At 44.8% G+C, this 17,328-nt stretch carries 10 protein-coding genes; 8 read left to right on the forward strand and 2 right to left on the reverse strand.

Features of this window, described 5'->3' with window-relative positions; all coding sequences use genetic code 11:
• Positions 1-54: 54 nt before the first annotated feature.
• Positions 55-3,180, reverse strand: coding sequence for an EAL domain-containing protein (locus tag OO778_RS16130; protein WP_264910417.1), 3,126 nt, complete (start codon positions 3,178-3,180; stop codon positions 55-57).
• Between the two features lie 113 nt (positions 3,181-3,293).
• Between OO778_RS16130 and asnC the strand changes: the two genes are divergently transcribed.
• Complete coding sequence (gene asnC, locus OO778_RS16135; protein ID WP_005394393.1) at positions 3,294-3,758, forward strand: transcriptional regulator AsnC; 465 nt, start codon at positions 3,294-3,296, stop codon at positions 3,756-3,758.
• 73 nt (positions 3,759-3,831) lie between these two features.
• On the opposite strand, the gene prlC is transcribed toward asnC, so the two are convergent.
• Positions 3,832-5,874, reverse strand: coding sequence for an oligopeptidase A (gene prlC / locus OO778_RS16140; protein WP_114323020.1), 2,043 nt, complete (start codon positions 5,872-5,874; stop codon positions 3,832-3,834).
• A 395-nt stretch (positions 5,875-6,269) separates the two neighbouring features.
• Between prlC and OO778_RS16145 the strand changes: the two genes are divergently transcribed.
• The 7 genes from OO778_RS16145 to OO778_RS16175 all read left to right on the forward strand — a co-directional run bounded on the left by OO778_RS16145 (position 6,270) and on the right by OO778_RS16175 (position 17,196).
• Positions 6,270-7,109, forward strand: a complete 840-nt coding sequence (locus OO778_RS16145) for a 23S rRNA (adenine(2030)-N(6))-methyltransferase RlmJ (RefSeq protein ID WP_145533283.1) — start codon at positions 6,270-6,272, stop codon at positions 7,107-7,109.
• A gap of 259 nt (positions 7,110-7,368) precedes the next feature.
• A complete protein-coding gene (gorA, locus tag OO778_RS16150) occupies positions 7,369-8,727 on the forward strand; it encodes a glutathione-disulfide reductase (protein ID WP_021486844.1) in 1,359 nt (452 codons plus the stop codon).
• Positions 8,728-8,824: 97 nt separating this feature from the next.
• A complete protein-coding gene (locus OO778_RS16155) occupies positions 8,825-10,150 on the forward strand; it encodes a site-specific integrase (RefSeq protein WP_027696371.1) in 1,326 nt (441 codons plus the stop codon).
• Positions 10,143-11,891: a hypothetical protein gene (locus OO778_RS16160; RefSeq protein WP_027696370.1), complete on the forward strand. Its 1,749-nt coding sequence runs from the start codon at positions 10,143-10,145 to the stop codon at positions 11,889-11,891. Before OO778_RS16155 ends, OO778_RS16160 begins: the two co-directional genes overlap by 8 nt.
• A complete protein-coding gene (locus tag OO778_RS16165) occupies positions 11,891-13,936 on the forward strand; it encodes a hypothetical protein (protein ID WP_264910423.1) in 2,046 nt (681 codons plus the stop codon). The genes OO778_RS16160 and OO778_RS16165 overlap by 1 nt, the downstream gene beginning before the upstream one ends.
• The gene (locus tag OO778_RS16170) at positions 13,933-14,391 is read left to right on the forward strand and encodes a hypothetical protein (RefSeq protein ID WP_027696368.1); all 459 of its coding nucleotides are present in this window, start codon (positions 13,933-13,935) and stop codon (positions 14,389-14,391) included. Before OO778_RS16165 ends, OO778_RS16170 begins: the two co-directional genes overlap by 4 nt.
• 138 nt (positions 14,392-14,529) lie before the next feature.
• Positions 14,530-17,196, forward strand: coding sequence for an AAA family ATPase (locus OO778_RS16175; RefSeq protein ID WP_027696367.1), 2,667 nt, complete (start codon positions 14,530-14,532; stop codon positions 17,194-17,196).
• Positions 17,197-17,328: the final 132 nt, after the last annotated feature.

The raw sequence follows: 17,328 nt of genomic DNA on the forward strand, positions 1-17,328 counted from the left end.
TGAGTGTATACCTAAGTTACCTCTCAATGCTAGGTTGAGCTTGATATGACAGGACTACTCAGCCGTCAGTCGCTCAACTAACTCAGAAAGCGGTTGAGGATGCCCAATACCGTAGCCTTGGCCATAATCCACACCAAGATCGATCAAATGCTGCATGACTTGTTCGTTTTCGACAAACTCCGCCACCGTCACTTTGCCTAGCTGTTTTGCCAGATCATTGATCGAGCGAACCATCACACGGTCCATTTCATTTACGTTGATATCTCGCACGAAAAGGCCATCAATTTTCACGATATCAACGGGAAGTTTCTTTAAGTAACCAAATGAAGACAAGCCCGAGCCGAAATCATCCAATGCAATAATACAACCCAACGCTTTGAGCTTGGTGAAGAGCTCAATGGCTTGCTCAAGATTACTCATCGCTGCTGTCTCGGTGATTTCTAGACAGATTTTTTCACACGGCATGGACGAACGTTCCAATCGCTCCAATAAGAAATCGATAAACTCTTGATTCCCCATAGATTGACCTGAAAGGTTTATCGAGCAACGGCCGAGTTTTTCAACCACCTCTGGACGTTGCTCAAACCATTCTAGCGTTTGAGTAATGACCTGTTTATCAATCCAATGCGCAATGTTGTAGCGCTCGGAAGCCGGAATAAACAGTGCAGGAGAAACATAATCACCATATCCATTGCGAATGCGCACTAAAATCTCAAAATACATCTGAGCATCGTGCTGTTGTAAGCTTTTGACCGGTTGAGCAAACAACTCTAAACGCTGATTCGACAATGCCTCATGCACCAAATTGACGCTCTGCATTTCCATCTGGCGACGTTGTAGCTCTTCGTTATCTAAGCTGAACAGATTGTAGCGGTTACGGCCTTGCTCCTTGGCGGCATGACACGCAGAGTCTGCTTGAGCGTGCACCATTTGCGGCGTCTCTGCCGTATGGTCGATGATACGAATACCAATAGAACAACTGATGAACAAGCGTGTATCTTCCCAAATAAAGAGATGTTCACTCAACGTCGAGATGATCAGTTTGGCGATATTAATGGCGCCGTATTCGTCGCAATCTTTGAGTAGTACCGCAAACTCATCGCCTCCCATTCGAGCCAAGATGGAATTGTATGGCAGCACTTCCTCTAACATGCTGGCACAAAATTGAATCGCCGCGTCACCCGCATCATGCCCAACCGTATCATTGAGGACTTTTAGCTGATCTAAGTCGAGGTACAGCATGGCGTGGACGCGACGATGGCTGTCCACCTCACGCAGTGCGGTCTTGAGCTCTAGTTCAAAGTGGTTTCGGTTATAAGTCCCTGTCAGTAAGTCATAGCGCGCTTGATATTCCAACTTCTCGGAAAGCTGTTTGGTTTCTGTAATATCTTCACCTACAATCAATAGCTGATCAGATTCACTCAGTGGACGAATGTTCTCGCGTACCCAAACACGATGACCGTTTGCATGGCGATACTCGACTTCCCGTCGCCAGACCCCATGCACCTGTTGATTGGGTTGCAATAGCACTTGGCGAGGAAACAGTACCTTGTCATCAAAATAAAACTCCCTTAGGCGGTGTCCGAGCATGTCCATCGGTTTGTAGCCAAGGAGTAGCTGAGCAAATCGATTCACTTCTTGAATGCGATTGTTGCTGTCGAGTGTCACCATCATGACGGGCTGTTGCTCATAATAGTTACGCAGGGTTGATTCGCGTTGATAGAGCTTATCTTCCATCAACTTACGACTAGTGATATCGCGCGCTTCAAACAAGTATTGCTTTTGGTTTCCTACTTGCTGAGAAAAAGGCTTGAGTGAAATTTCCAACACCAATGTACCGTGCTCTTTACTCCAAATTTCAGCCTCAAACGTCGACACTTGATGGTGAGGCGCGTGGAAATACGCCTCAAGCAACGCTTGTGCTTTCTCACTCCAATTGGGATGAAACCAAAGTGGTCGGTCTAAACGCAGCCCTTGGTGATACAGCAAAGATTGCAGGTGATCGTTGCCCGATTTAAGTACACCGTTGGCATCCAAAATGCCCATATACTGCATGCTCTGATCAAAAATCGATTCTAAGATGGCTTGGCTTTCTCGCGCGGCACTCTCGCTGCGACGCATCCGCTGTAAATAGTAACCCATCAACAAAATGACCACCGACATCACCACAAACAGGCTACCAAACAAGCGAATTTCTTTGGCAAAACGCTCAGAAAACTTCATCGGTTTATTAAAAAATACCGCAGAGACCTCTTGCTCAGCCCCCAGCCCCCAGCGCACTACAGCTTGATAATCGAGCTTGATTTCAGAATCACTTTTCTTCACGGCTGGCAGAGCTTGGTCAGGGTTATCCAACACAAACTCAAGTATCTCAGCGCTCTCAATGCCATGCCGATAACCACTTTGGATCACGCCACCAACCGCACCGTGCCCTAAGCCAATATCGTGCACCATAAACAGCGGCGCATTTGAGGCTCTGTTGACGCCAATCCAGTCACGCTCACTGCCAACCACACCTTGTTTATCTCGGTAATAGGTCCAAAATAGGACGACTTTATCTTTATTCAGCTTCGCTACTTGTTGCTTTAAGTCAATGATACTGTCGGGAATAACTTGCACGATTTTGTCGCGATATTGCGGATTTTCATGTACAAAATCGTCGATTTTATAGCGTAATACCTCTCCCGTTACGGAATGGTCACTGACAATAAGAATTTGGGTGTAATCAGGGTGTAGTCGCTCTATGAGGGCTAAATTTGCCTCCAAATCGACATCTTCTGTTACTCCTGTTGCGTTCAGAGATTGGTGCAAAGAAGGATGATAATTGTTGATGCCGTTAAATATAACCGGGGTGTCTTTGATGATTAGTGCCAAACGCTGCATCAGTTCAAGCGCGTTGTTGTCGCTCACTAAAATGGCATCGAATCGTTCTGTGCTTAATTTCGTACGATATAAGGATTCAAGCTGAGCGAAAAACTGCTCACTCTGGTTACGTTTCGAGTCTAAATAGAGCACGCGCATATCCAGCGATCGATCACCCAATTGCTGCTCGATACCTCGCTGTATGGAATCCGTCCAGAAAAAACCTTGATGATAGGAGTGCACGACCAAAACTTTCGGATCTGAGGCCGCGGCAAACGCGCTCCAACATAGCGCGACAATAACCAGAAAACGCTGCACATTATCTCCATAGCTCGGAGTTAACCCGCAGTTACTCCTGCCAAACCTTGTGAATCCTATCCGCTATGAGTATAAAAGGGAGGTAAAACTCTATCCCTAACGGAAATAATAGTATGAATGCGAGCCTGCCGAAACTCGACGACCTTGACCGCGCAATATTAAAAACACTGATGGCTGACGCCAGAACGCCCTACGCAGAAATGGCAAAGCAGTTCGATGTCAGCCCTGCCACTATCCATGTGCGTATTGAGAAGATGAAATCGGCTGACATCATCGAAGGAACGGAGGTGATCGTAAATACCAAAAAGCTCGGCTACGATGTGTGCTGCTTCATTGGTATTAACCTAAACGCAGCTCGTGATTACCATTCCGCGCTAGAAAAACTCAACGCGCTCGACGAAGTCGTTGAAGCTTACTACACCACGGGCGCGTATAACATATTCGTCAAATTGATGTGCAAATCGATTGAAGAACTGCAATTTGTGCTGATTGATAAGCTGCAAGCCATTGATGAGGTTCAGTCTACGGAGACATTGATATCGCTGCAGAACCCAATTAACCGCAGTGTGAATCCGTGAATTTTTTATAAAAAATGGATAAAAAAGGCCAACGAATGGTTGGCCTTAGTATTTTTGGAAAGACAGCGTGCGCTTACGCTGCAATACCAGAATGGCGCAATAGCGCATCAATTTGTGGTTCACGACCACGGAAGCGCTTAAACAGCTCCATTGGTTCTTCACTGCCCCCCATTTCTAGGATGTTATTCAGGAAGCTTTGACCCGTTTCTTTGTTGAAGATACCTTCTTCTTCAAAGCGAGAATACGCGTCTGACGACAGCACTTCAGCCCACAGATAGCTGTAGTAACCCGCGCTGTAACCACCAGCGAAGATGTGACCAAAGCTGTGCGAGAAGCGCGCCCACTCAACGGCTGGAACCACCGCGACTTTCTCTTTCACTTTCGCCAGCGTTTCTAAAACGCGTGCACCCACTTCTGGGTCGTATTCAGTGTGCAGAGTAAAGTCGAACAAACCGAATTCTAGCTGACGCAAAATGCCCATCGCCGACTGGAAGTTCTTCGCCGCGAGCATCTTATCTAGCATCGCTTTTGGCAACGGCTCGCCTGTCTCATAGTGACCAGAAATGAACGCCAGTGCGTCCTCTTCCCAACACCAGTTTTCCAGGAACTGACTTGGCAATTCAACCGCATCCCAAGGTACGCCATTTATGCCTGATACCGCGCCAGTTTCGACTTGCGTCAGCATGTGGTGGATGCCGTGACCAAATTCATGGAAAAGTGTCACAACTTCATCGTGCGTAAACAGTGCTGGCTTGTCGCCCACTGGACGGTTGAAGTTACACGTTAGGTAAGCCACCGGCGTTTGCAGTTCGCCAGAGAGCGTAACGCGACGACCACGACAGTCATCCATCCACGCGCCGCCACGTTTGTGCTCACGTGCGTAGAGATCTAAGTAGAAACTGCCACGCAGTGCGCCTTCAGCGTCAAAGATATCGAAGAAACGCACAGATTCGTGCCAAGTGTCCACGCCTTCGCGCTCAGTAACTGTCATGCCAAACACGCGGTTTAGCACTTCAAACAGACCACTGACAACCTTAGACTCAGGGAAGTACGGGCGCAGTTCTTCATCCGAGATTTGGAACAAGTGCTGCTTTTGTTTCTCGCTATAGTAAGCGATATCCCACACATTCAATTCTTCAACGCCAAACTCACTTTTCGCAAACTGACGTAACTCTTCGACTTCACGTTCACCTTGCGGTTTCGCACGTGTCGCTAGGTCATTCAAGAAGCCCAACACTTGATCTGGCGTTTCGGCCATTTTCGTTGCTAACGATTTCTCGCTGTAAGTATTGAAACCCAACATGCGTGAAATTTCGTGACGCAGTCTCAGTTGCTCAGTAATGATTTCTGAGTTGTCCCACTTACCAGCATTTGGACCGCGATCAGAGGCGCGCGTCACATACGCTTCGTACACTTCTTTACGCAACTCTTGGTTGTCGCAGTACGTCATGACAGGTAGGTAAGATGGGATATCCAGCGTAATGAGGTAACCATCTAGCTCTTTTGCTTCTGCCGCGGCTTTCGCTGCTGCCAGCGCCGATTCTGGCATGCCCGCGAGATCTTTCTCATCCGTGATGTGCTTGGTCCAACCCATGGTGGCATCCAGCACATTGTTGGAGAATTTAGAGCTGAGCTCAGACATGCGTTTGCTGATCTCGCCGTAACGGTGCTGCTCATCGGATGGCAAACCAATACCCGATAACTCAAAGTCTCGTAGCGCATCGGTGATGGTTTTTTGTTGAGCCCGAGTCAGCGTTGCGAATGCATCACTGGCTTTAATCGCTTTGTACGCTTCGTACAGGCCTTTGTGCTGACCAACCCACGTGCCGTACTCTGACAAAATTGGCAAACAACTTTCGTACGCTTCACGCAGATCTTCGCTGTTCACCACGGAGTTCATGTGACCCACTGGCGACCAAATGCGGCTTAAGCGGTCATCCGCTTCTTCAATTGGCGCAATCACACTGTCCCAAGTTGGGTGAGCATTATCTTTTAGAACTTCATCGATTTTCGCTCGGCAGTCAGCAATCGCTTGTTCAACGGCTGGCTTGATGTGTTCTGGTTTAATTTGAGAAAACGGAGGTAAGTCCGTAAACGTCAGAAGAGGATTAGACATGAATAATTCCTTTTGTGTTTTGACTCTGTGATTGCCTGTCTATTTTGTGTAGATAGGCCAACTCAATGTACAGACGAGCCAGCAACATGGATTGGGGGAGCTCCGTTCCCTTTCTCTATGCTGCGATGACCATATAGTCAACGAGCGCTACTCTGTCCTTGAGTCTTGTTATACCTAAATGAGATTTCACACTCTTTGAGCACGAGAAACTCACCTAGTTCAATTCGATTACCAATAGTAAGTGTGGGTGACTTAAAGAAATTTCAATAGTGAGCCCCTATTAGAGGAACGGATTTGATTGGAAGTTCTACATCTTTAAGTTACTTGAGTATAATACCGCCATAGAGTGAAAATCACAGACCACACTCAACCAAAGAGTGTTTCGAGAGTTTAATTTGTTAAGTTACCGCCACAGCTTCCACGCCGGCAACCATGCTGACGTGGTCAAACACATCGTTCAAAGCCTCATTCTTGATGCGCTGAAACAAAAAGATAAACCATTCGTTTATCACGATACCCACTCGGGTGTGGGCCGTTACGATCTGACTCACGAATGGTCTGAAAAAACGGGCGAATACAAGCAAGGCATCGCGCGTATTTGGGATAACCCAAACATTCCTGAAGACATCAAAAGCTACATCGATGCCATCAAAGTGCTCAACAACGGTGATAAACTGCGTTACTACCCAGGCTCACCACGTGTGGCGCGCGCGCAAATCCGCCCACAAGATCGCATGGTGCTGACGGAGCTGCACCCAGCCGATCACCCGCTGTTGGAGCAAGAATTCCATCGCGATCGCCAAGTGAGCATCTTCAAAGAGGACGGGTTCCAGCGTCTAAAAGCAAGCTTACCACCACAAGAGCGTCGTGGTTTGGTGCTGATTGACCCACCATACGAGCTCGCGAAAGAGTACCGCGATGTAGTGCGCGCGATTCATCAGAGCCATAAGCGTTGGGCAACCGGTATCTACGCGATTTGGTACCCAGTGGTAAACCGTCACGACATCGAAGATATGATCGAAGGCCTGGAAGCACTGGGCATTCGTAAAATTCTGCAAATCGAGTTAGGTGTCGCACCCGATACCAACGAGCGCGGCATGACGGCATCCGGCATGATTGTGATTAACCCGCCGTGGAAACTGGAAAGCCAGATGAAAGAGATTCTGCCATTCCTGCAAGACGCGATCGCACCAGCCACCGGCCACTGGAAAGTGGACTGGATTGTGCCAGAGTAAGCTCATCTGCACCGAAACCTTCTAGCGCAACGACATTTTCGTTGCGCTTTTTTATACTCTCAACTTTGCCCTCTCATCGCGCTTATTCTTCTTTTTGTGCCTCTCATCGCTATTTGTCATAAGTAATGTCGCTTTTTCCCATTTAGGAATTCGTTACATTCGATTTATGATAGTGGGATAACGGTGGCATTGAGTTCAGGCAAGGTCATCCCAATCTATCTATGTACCAGATAAAATTTATAAGCTCTTGGAGAAAGTAATGGCGACTCATTTTGACTATATCTGTATCGGTGGCGGCAGTGGCGGCATCGCATCTGCAAACCGTGCGGCGATGTACGGCGCGAAAGTTGCGCTAATCGAAGCTCAAGACCTTGGCGGTACCTGTGTCAACGTAGGTTGTGTACCGAAGAAAGTGATGTGGCACGGCGCACAAATCGCAGAAGCAATGAACCTGTACGCAGAAGATTACGGTTTTGATGTCGACGTGAAAGGTTTCGACTGGAGCAAACTGGTTGAGAGCCGTCAGGCGTACATTGGTCGTATTCACCAATCTTACGATCGCGTTCTTGGCAACAACAAAGTAAACGTAATTAAAGGCTTTGCTAAGTTTGTTGACGAGAAAACCGTAGAAGTAAACGGTGAACATTATACTGCGGATCACATTCTGATCGCGGTTGGTGGTCGTCCTACTATTCCAAACATTCCAGGCGCTGAATACGGCATCGATTCAAACGGCTTCTTCGACCTAGCAGAGCAACCAAAACGCGTTGCGGTTGTCGGCGCTGGCTACATCGCAGTTGAAATTGCTGGCGTACTGCACGCACTAGGTACAGAAACGCACCTGTTCGTACGTAAAGAGTCACCACTGCGTAGCTTCGACCCAATGATCATCGATACGTTGGTTGAAGTGATGGAAGCAGAAGGCCCAACACTGCACACCCATTCTGTACCAAAAGAAGTGGTAAAAGAAGCCGATGGCAGCCTAACTCTGCACCTAGAAAACGGTGAGAGCCAAAACGTTGACCAACTGATTTGGGCAATCGGTCGTCACCCAGCAACTGACGCAATCAACCTAGCGTCAACTGGTGTTGCAACGAACGAAAAAGGCTACATTAAGGTAGACGAATACCAAGAAACCAACGTGAAAGGCATCTACTGTGTGGGTGACATCATGGAAGGCGGTATCGAGCTAACACCAGTAGCAGTGAAAGCGGGTCGTCAACTTTCTGAGCGTTTGTTCAACAACAAACCAAACGCGAAGATGGACTACGATTTGGTACCAACTGTGGTATTTAGCCACCCACCAATCGGCACTATCGGTCTTACAACGCAAGAAGCGGAAGAGAAGTACGGCAAAGACAACATCAAAGTCTACACATCTGGCTTCACGGCGATGTACACCGCCGTTACTAAGCACCGTCAACCATGTAAGATGAAGCTTGTATGTGCGGGTGAAGAAGAAACGGTTGTTGGTCTACACGGCATCGGTTTCACGGTAGATGAAATGATCCAAGGCTTCGGCGTAGCAATGAAGATGGGCGCAACCAAAGCAGACTTCGACTCTGTTGTGGCTATCCACCCAACGGGCTCAGAAGAGTTCGTTACCATGAGGGGTTAGTGTAGGAAAAACATCTTACACACGTAAACAAATCTGGAAAATAATCAATCACTGTCCATACTGTATACATGGGCAGTGATATTTTTCAGGATGATTTATGACTTACCTTGTACACTCCAGCGATGTTTTCAAAGAAACTGAGCTACAAAAACTGGACAATGGTACATTCCATTGCCTCCCTTCCAATGACAATATCGGTTCGCTGCCAACCCTCTTTTCGCAAGATGGTGTATTCAATCACGAAGCCAATAGCTACCTGTTTTATCTCAAGGCTGTAAAGAAAGCAGAAGATTTATCTCCTTGCGCACAGGCTCTACGTGCCTATTACCAATTTCTTGAGGACAAGGAACTTCGCTGGGATGGATTCCCACCAGTAAAGAGGCTCAAACCGACTTACCTATACCGCTCTCACCTGCTCAAGCAAATAAAGCAAGGCGAGCTTGCATACAGCACTGCCAGTGTTCGTATGAACCAAATCGTCAATTATTATAAGTGGCTAATGCATGATGGTTACTTACGCGTAAAGAGTGAGAAGGAAGCTCCATTCAAAATGGAGTTCGTCTCTGTTCAGAATCGTGGGATGCTTGCCCACGTCTCTCCAACTTTCATTGTTGAGACCAGTGATTTACGCATAAAAGTACCGAGGGATGCAGATAGTAGAAACATCAGGCCACTATCCCCCTTAAGCCGTGATGCTCTTGGTATTTTAACGCAGTACCTTCCACAAACGTCTGAAGAGTTGCGCTTACAAGCCTTGCTAGCGACTGATACAGGCATGCGGGTTGAAGAAGTAGCAACCCTAACACTAGATGCGTTAGATACTGCAACTCCACTTGCTGAGAGTCAACATCGCTTTGAAATTCTGTTATGCCCCCGCTCTACAGGCGTACAAACCAAGTTCCTAAAAACTCGGACTGTCGAGATTTCATCGGACTTGCTCCAATCATTGAATGAGTATCGAGTTTCAGAACGCCGCCTTAAGCGTGTTACTAGGCTTAACGAGAAAATCGAACAATTACAAAGCGATGCTGTCAGCTTTACCCAAAAGACCATTGAAATACTAGAGCGTTGTGATCGTCACGAACCACTTTTTGTTAGCCAACAAGGTAATCCTGCTACGGGTAAATCCATTGAAGCTCGATGGATTGAGTTCAGGGCAGAAATAAAACGGGCAGAGCCATCATTTGCCCATCGCTTCCATGATTTACGTGCCACTTATGGCACTTATCGACTCAATGATATGTTAGCGGCGAATTTGCCCGTAACTGAGTGTATGGAGCTGCTAATGAGCTGGATGGGACATAAAGACGAAAGTACCACTTGGAAATACTTGCGTTACTTAAAACGCAAAGAAGCCTTCAAGGTGAAATTTGGCATCCTTGATAGCATCATGCACGAAGCGCTAGGAGATGACGATGAGTAACCTCACTTACCTAAGTAATTGGAAGCCTGAGCTATGCATTAATCTAAGCATTATGGGTGAAAATTGTCTCGCCGATTTCAATCGTTTTTTCTTCAAAGGGGTTCCTAAAACTGAGCGGTTACAACGAGGAGAGCAGTTTGAAGATGCTGGTCGAAAAAGTTTCATCTTTCAGCTAAAAGACCGATTTGATGAAAAAATTGAAGAAGGTAGTAGCAGTTGTTGGCTCCACTCCATATTCTTGGAAACCTCTAGGTACCTCAAGTTATGCGACGCAATTAATTCGCCAGCATTTACCCAAAAATCACTTGAACAGTATATGTCTAAACTGCAAAACAACGTCATGTTGGGAGTACTAAAGAGCAGTACATATAAGATAAAGCATAGCAAAATGAACGCACTCTTTACGCAGTATCTAGAGTTACCACATAGCTACTTTGATAATGTAGTGATAATGGATAGCAGAGATACTGAATCTTTTGAATCGTATACGCGCAGTGATTTAAACAAACTTCTCCCCTTTTTAAGACAAGTCTTCAAACAGACTTACAAGCAGTTTATCGAAGCTCCTGACAAACATATTAATGCATGGAGAGTCGTTCCTACGATGACATTTGAGTGGAAAGGCGAGGTGTATCCTTTGTGTGCCGGTATTTCAAAAATGATGAGTGCAGCTACATATCTTTTGGCGTATTACACCTATACTAACACCAGTAATTTACTTCAACTAAAACAACCAAATAACGCTTCAATGTCTACGGGGGAAGCATGGTACACCATGCCAGCATTCAAGCGTCGTGCTTTTAAAACTATCCAAGTTGAGATGGGAGCTCATGAGTTGGAAGTACCCAAATATGCATTAGATTTTTTCGATAAGCTAATTAATGCTTCAAAAATAATAAATGCAAATAACGACGCCACACTGATCCAAACAGTGACCTTCCAAAAAGCAAAACCCTTAACATCGAGAACACTACAAGCCTTCACAAAAATCTGGGTTGAAAAACACTTTAGCTTTACCGACCAACTAGGACGACGATTACGTCCTGTCATTAGCCGTTTTAGAGAGACAGGCTCTCAATTAACCTCATATCATCAAGGAGAAATGATTAATAACCTCATGCTTAACAACACGCCCAACACCCGCAGACGTCACTACAGCGAGGGAAATAAGCAGATAAATAACGGCATGATGCAAGATACGCTGTTAATTCGGGAGGAGCAGATCAAGAGCGGGGTTAGTACTCAGCAAGCACAAGAAAACCTCAATATTAAGGTACTGGTCATAGAGGAAGAGAACAAGATTAACCATCCCAATTTGAGTCGTACCTCGAATGGTGGTAGCTGCGCTGCCCCATTCGGTGAAAAGTCACGAAAGTATACCAAGAAAGCTCAAGCGCAAGGGCTTACCAAGAAGGGGGAGCGATTAGCCTGTGCCGACCTACTGGGGTGCTTTGGCTGCCCTGACCAAATCATTGTGCAGTCGGTCTCAGATATCTGGTGTCTTCTCTCATTCAAGGCCTGCATTGAGGAGTCACTTTACCTTCATTTAGATGCCAGCCATTACCGAAAAAACTTTGAGGATATCGTGCAGTTCATTAAGCAAAAAATACTGCCGAACATCAATAAGCGGTTATTGAGGCAGGCAGAAACCAAGCTCGACGATGATGGCTACCACCCCGCTTGGGATGACAGTGATTCCGTTTTAGGGTTAATTCCAAACTCAATGGCCGAGGTAGGATAGTGGATACATCTAAGCTCTATTTACCCGATTTTCCACAGCAACATAAAGTTGAAGACGTTGACGTAGTTACACTCTGCCATGAGGGACGATTTGAAGAGTTAGATGCAGTCGTCATCTGCAAAGACAAAAAGGGCAACGTTACTGCTACCTTTGGGCAAAACAATTGGGATTGCTTTCCTTTCTCTCGAAAGAAAGATAAGAACAATCTAAACACAAAGGAATTTGAATGTGCTCCTAAATTACAGCGAGAACTTAAGTTGCTGACTTTTGGCTGGTTATTCAATAAAAGCCCTAAACAAAAAAAAGCAGTAAAGTTCTCAAGTGTTCGCACTCGACTAAGTAGTATAAAGGTAGCTTATAGTTTCTTGATGGAGAGTAACTATAATTCATTGAAAGATCTTGGCTCACCTGTTGTTTGGGCTGAGTTTGAGCGCTTCTTGCAAAAATGTAGCTATGCCCAAGGAACCATCGAGTCTACTTTCGTGGCAATAAATACCGCCATAAATGATGAGTCATGGCACAAACTTGAGCTTGGCCTTAATCCAATAAAGTCAAATATTGAAGCAAGACGGATAAATTCAAATGAAGCACAACAAACTCTTGTTATACCTGGACGTCTATGTGATGCCATTTATGGAAAGGCTATAGAACTGATCAATAGTGCTCACCCACATAGACAATTGATTTTAGATATTGAGAAGTCTCTACAGCATAACTATGACGAGGGGGTGCGTAATCTTGAAGAAAAAATAAAGCAAGGGAACCGTTATTCCTTCATGGGTGAAGATGGTAGCTTCGATAAACGAAAATACATTTCCGCAGCTCAAGAGTTACAACCCCGCAAAGTTAAAGACCTTGTCGAACCATTAGCCACTAAAATACCAAGTATCAAGTTAAAAAATGGAATGGACTTTAAACGCTACTGGGGTCAACTAACCAATGCTTGCTATATTATCTGTGGCGGTTTTAGCGGTATGCGAGATTCCGAAATCGATAAACTAACACCTAAAAGTTATTACAAAGATAACTTTGAAGGGCGTGACTTCCACATGCTGCAATCTCATACTTTTAAGTTAGGGCATAAAAGAGAAACATGGGTTACCGCTTCATCTTCTAAAACTGCAATAGAGTTAATGACCACACTAACTGAAGAATGGCGGAAGGAAGTTAGTTATCCAGATAAAAAATACAAAGACTCTATTTGGGTAAATAAATCATACCGCTCCAAGCCCCCCACATTAATTACAGGCTGGAATCACCGACTACAGCGTTTTTGTAAGCAGTTCAATTTCATTGTAACTGAAGAGGATTTTGCAGAATGCCTTGAGTCAAACCCTCACGCATTCAACCGTGTAAAAAAAGACGTAACAGTTGGAAATCCATGGCACATAACAACTCATCAGTTTAGGCGCACTTTGGCCTTTTATTGCATTAAGAACCGCCTAGGGACATTAGTAGCGCTCAAACAACAGTTCAAGCACTTATACCTCGCGATGACCGAGTGGTATACCAATGGTGGGAGGCTGGCGAGCCTACGGGATCTGAAAGTTGACGAGCAAGTGCAAAAGGCACTCGATGAAATTAATGCTGAAACCACCACAAATAAAATCTTTAAACAATGGCACTCAGATGAAAAACTATCGGGCACTTATGGCAAAGCGATCATGAAAATGCGAGGGGATGTACCGACTATTTATAGCTCATGGGATGTTATCTATAAAGCCGTAAAGGATGGTAAGTTGACACTGCATGGTTCAATGCATAGCTATTGCAAATCTGGTTATGACTGCGATATGAACGGTGTGGTCGCCCCCCAATTCTGTGTGGACTGTGGGTCTGGTAGCAGCATCATAGATGAACAGCAAGCCAAGTGGTGGCAAAAAAAACATCGTCGTTTAGTGGCCTACATGAAGTCGGATGAAGATATTTCAGTCAGTGAACAGAGCCACTACATAACTCAAGTAAGGGCTGCTGAAAAAGTCATGGCTGACTTTGATATGCCCTTCACGCCTTTTGAACCTGATTTGAAGGTAGCGAATTTATGAGTAAGAGCGAAAATACACGACTAGTATTAGAGGCTGCCCTAGAACGAATTAAACAAGGCAAGCCTAAGCGTATCCCTACTCACCGTAAGCTCAGTGTGAGAGCTGTAGAGGAAGAAGCTAACCTAGGTAATGGCAGCGGCTATTATTACCCTGAGTTTGTGGAAAAAGTTAAGCAAACCAAAGCTGAAATTGCGACAGGCAAAGGTGAAATAGTCCAACCAGAGATCCAGACTGTACGCACCAAGCTCAAAGAGCAAAAGCGCATCAAGGATAACTACAAGGCCAAGTACGAAGCAGAACGCAAGAAGCTAGCTCTTTTTGCAGCGGCACAGCATCACTTGAACGACAAGCTAGTGCAGGCATTGGCTCGTATTGATGAGTTGGAGTATGAGAATGCGGATCTTCGAGAGCAGCTTGCAACATTAAGACGAAGTCAGGTGATATCTATCAAATAGACATATCAATATTCGTTGAGTCACAACAATTGTCAAATGAGGCCAACTATCACAAAAGCCATTAAAACAGGTATATATGCCATTGATGGAGAATTATACTGACCTGAAATATGAAATTCGTTCAGTATAGGATTCACAATGGCATCTAGTCAGCAAGACTTCGAGCAATTTGTTCGATGGCTTCACCAACCAGACAAAAATACACCTAGCAGCGTGCGTAAGCTAGCAAATCTTGTTCTTCGTAATTTTGACGAGCTATCTCAAACTACGCGACACCGAAGTAGCCGATCTATCTATCTTGTAGAGCTAATGCGCGGCGCACTTGAAGCGGCTGAAGATAATGAACCAGTAATCACCCTTGAGAACGAAAAAAGTGAATGGTCATGGGCTAAATTAAATAATTTAACACTTGGGCCATTTCGAGGTTTTCGTACTCCAGAACCATTTGATTTATCGAAGCAGATAACCCTTTTCTATGGCCCAAATGGAAGTGGAAAAACCAGCCTTTGTGAAGGACTTGAGTATGCTTTACTGGGTGAAGTGGAAGAGGCTGGTAGTAAACGTATTGCTGCAAATACATATTTAAAGAATGTCATTGAAAATAGATTCGAGGTGCCGCAACTAACTGCCATCAATCATGAGGGTGAGGAAGTAAACGTCGTTTCTAATCCTGAAAGTTACCGATTCTGTTTTGTTGAAAGAAATCGCATCGACTCATTCTCTAGAATGGCAGCACGCCCCAACGGACAGCGTGCGGAGTTGATAGCCACTCTATTCGGAATGGATCAATTCAGCGATTTTGTAAGCCATTTCAACGAGAGTATTGATGGGCAGCTCGTACTCACCAATGAACACCAAACGACTCTCACCGCTCGTAAAGCTACTCTTACTGCTGACCAAGCACTTGTTGCAAATGAGGCAGCTTCACTTGCTAACCTAACAAATGAAGAACAGGCACTAGCACTTACCTATAGTGATGAGACTACATACGAATCTTTAAAGCTACTGATTGGCTCAGACGAAAAACCTAGTCGCATACATGAACTGAATCAACTAATTGAAACTATTCCTCCTGCGCAAATTGGACTAACACTCCCAAAAATCAGTGAAACACTAGATAGCGTCCAGACCCTAAGTGATAGCCTTAATGAAATCACGACCGCCCTCCACACAATGAGCGACCAAGTTTCTTATAAAGCTCTCTACAATTCTATTCTAGAGCTTCAAGAAATAACTGGTGACCGATGTCCTGCTTGCAATACACCTTTAACAGGAGAATCAAGTGTACGAGAAAACCCATTTGAAAAAGCGACTAGTGGGCTAGAACAATTAAGGGAGTTGACAGTTCTGCAAGAGCAAAAGCAGGAAAAGCAAATTGCGCTAGAGCGAGCCTCTAGAACGCTTCGTAATACACTAAAAACTATCCATTCATTCCTTAACGGCGAAAGTAAAGATTTTGCCCCACTTAAGCAGTATTTAGAACAACTTCCTGATGAACCAACAGATATATGGTGGCTAGATATCTACCCAAAAACAGAGGAGGCCAGACTAAATAACAGCCTTCTAAGCCAACTATATAGCATTGTAGGACTAATATCTCAGCAGGATGAACAGTCACAGCTAGCTGAACAACAACGTCAAATACACATTGAGGAACGCCAAACATTAATCCAGTATCAGCTTCGCGTTCAAGCACAAGACCTTAAGCGACAACAACTCTTAAACGAATTACAGGCCGCGAAACGGCGTATTGAAGAGTTTGATGAAGCAAATGCTGAATTGATCGCTCTTGCTGAGCAAGAAAAAGCCAATATTGAAAGAGATCGCCCATACAAAACTTGTTATGACCAATTCCTTGAGGCACTTAAGGTGTACAGGTCAGAGCTTCCAGCTCAGTTAATGGAAGGACTAAATGAAGCTACTATGGAGTTATACAACTCTTTTAATCGTAGTGATCGTGAGGAAGATAAGCTTGCAGCATTACACCTCCCAATAGACGGAAATGGAAAGATTGAAATTTGTTTTAAAGGTAATCTAGAGAACAGTGTCGATGCTCTACATGTCCTTAGTGAAGGACATATTCGCTGTTTAGGGCTAGCAATTTTGCTAGCGAAAGCCAAAAGCATAGGATGCCCTGTAATTGTGTTTGATGATGCTATCAATGCAATAGATCACGATCATAGAGGCGGGATTCGAGAAACAATATTTGAAAGTGATAATTTTGAAGAGCATCAATTGATTGTTACTTGCCATAGCAATGAGTTTATTAAAGATATCCAACAACACTTGCCCGTCCAAAAACGAAATGACTGTAAGGTTTATGTGCTCCGCCATCACAATGGAAACTACCAGCCGAGAGTTGTAGGTAATATCCCAAGCGCTAATTACATTGCCAAGGCTAGAGCTGCAAAAGATGTTTTAAATGATAGAGATGCTCTATCTGCGTCAAGACAAGCTTTAGAAATGATATCGGAAAAAGTATGGAGATGGCTTGGAAGTCATGGTCATGGTGTACTAAAGCTGATGATTGTTGGCGCAGGAGCTGAGCCTTCTTTAAGAGATCTGTGCAATGCCATATGCAAAAACCTAAGAGACGCCAGAACATTCGAACATCCAAACAAAGCTCCTCTCATCACAGCTTATACGCATATTCTGGGCATTCCCGAAAATAACTTAGTTTGGACTTACCTTAACAAAGGGACGCATGAAGAAGCTGATCGTGATGATTTTGATAGCGAACAAGTTGAAAAAGTTGTCCAAACGTTAGAAGGCATTGATCAGCTAGACTTAAGGCCAAATAGATAAAACTCTGGAAAGTGGTATACTACAGCTCAGTATTTTAGGAAAAGTGGAGATATTTCTCTACTTTTCTGGAAAAGGTCACCAAACCTTATCACATAGAACTTTCCAGATTTTTTACAGAGCCAACCTGTGTTA

Source organism: Vibrio sp. STUT-A16 (genome assembly GCF_026000495.1).
Classification (GTDB): domain Bacteria; phylum Pseudomonadota; class Gammaproteobacteria; order Enterobacterales; family Vibrionaceae; genus Vibrio; species Vibrio diabolicus.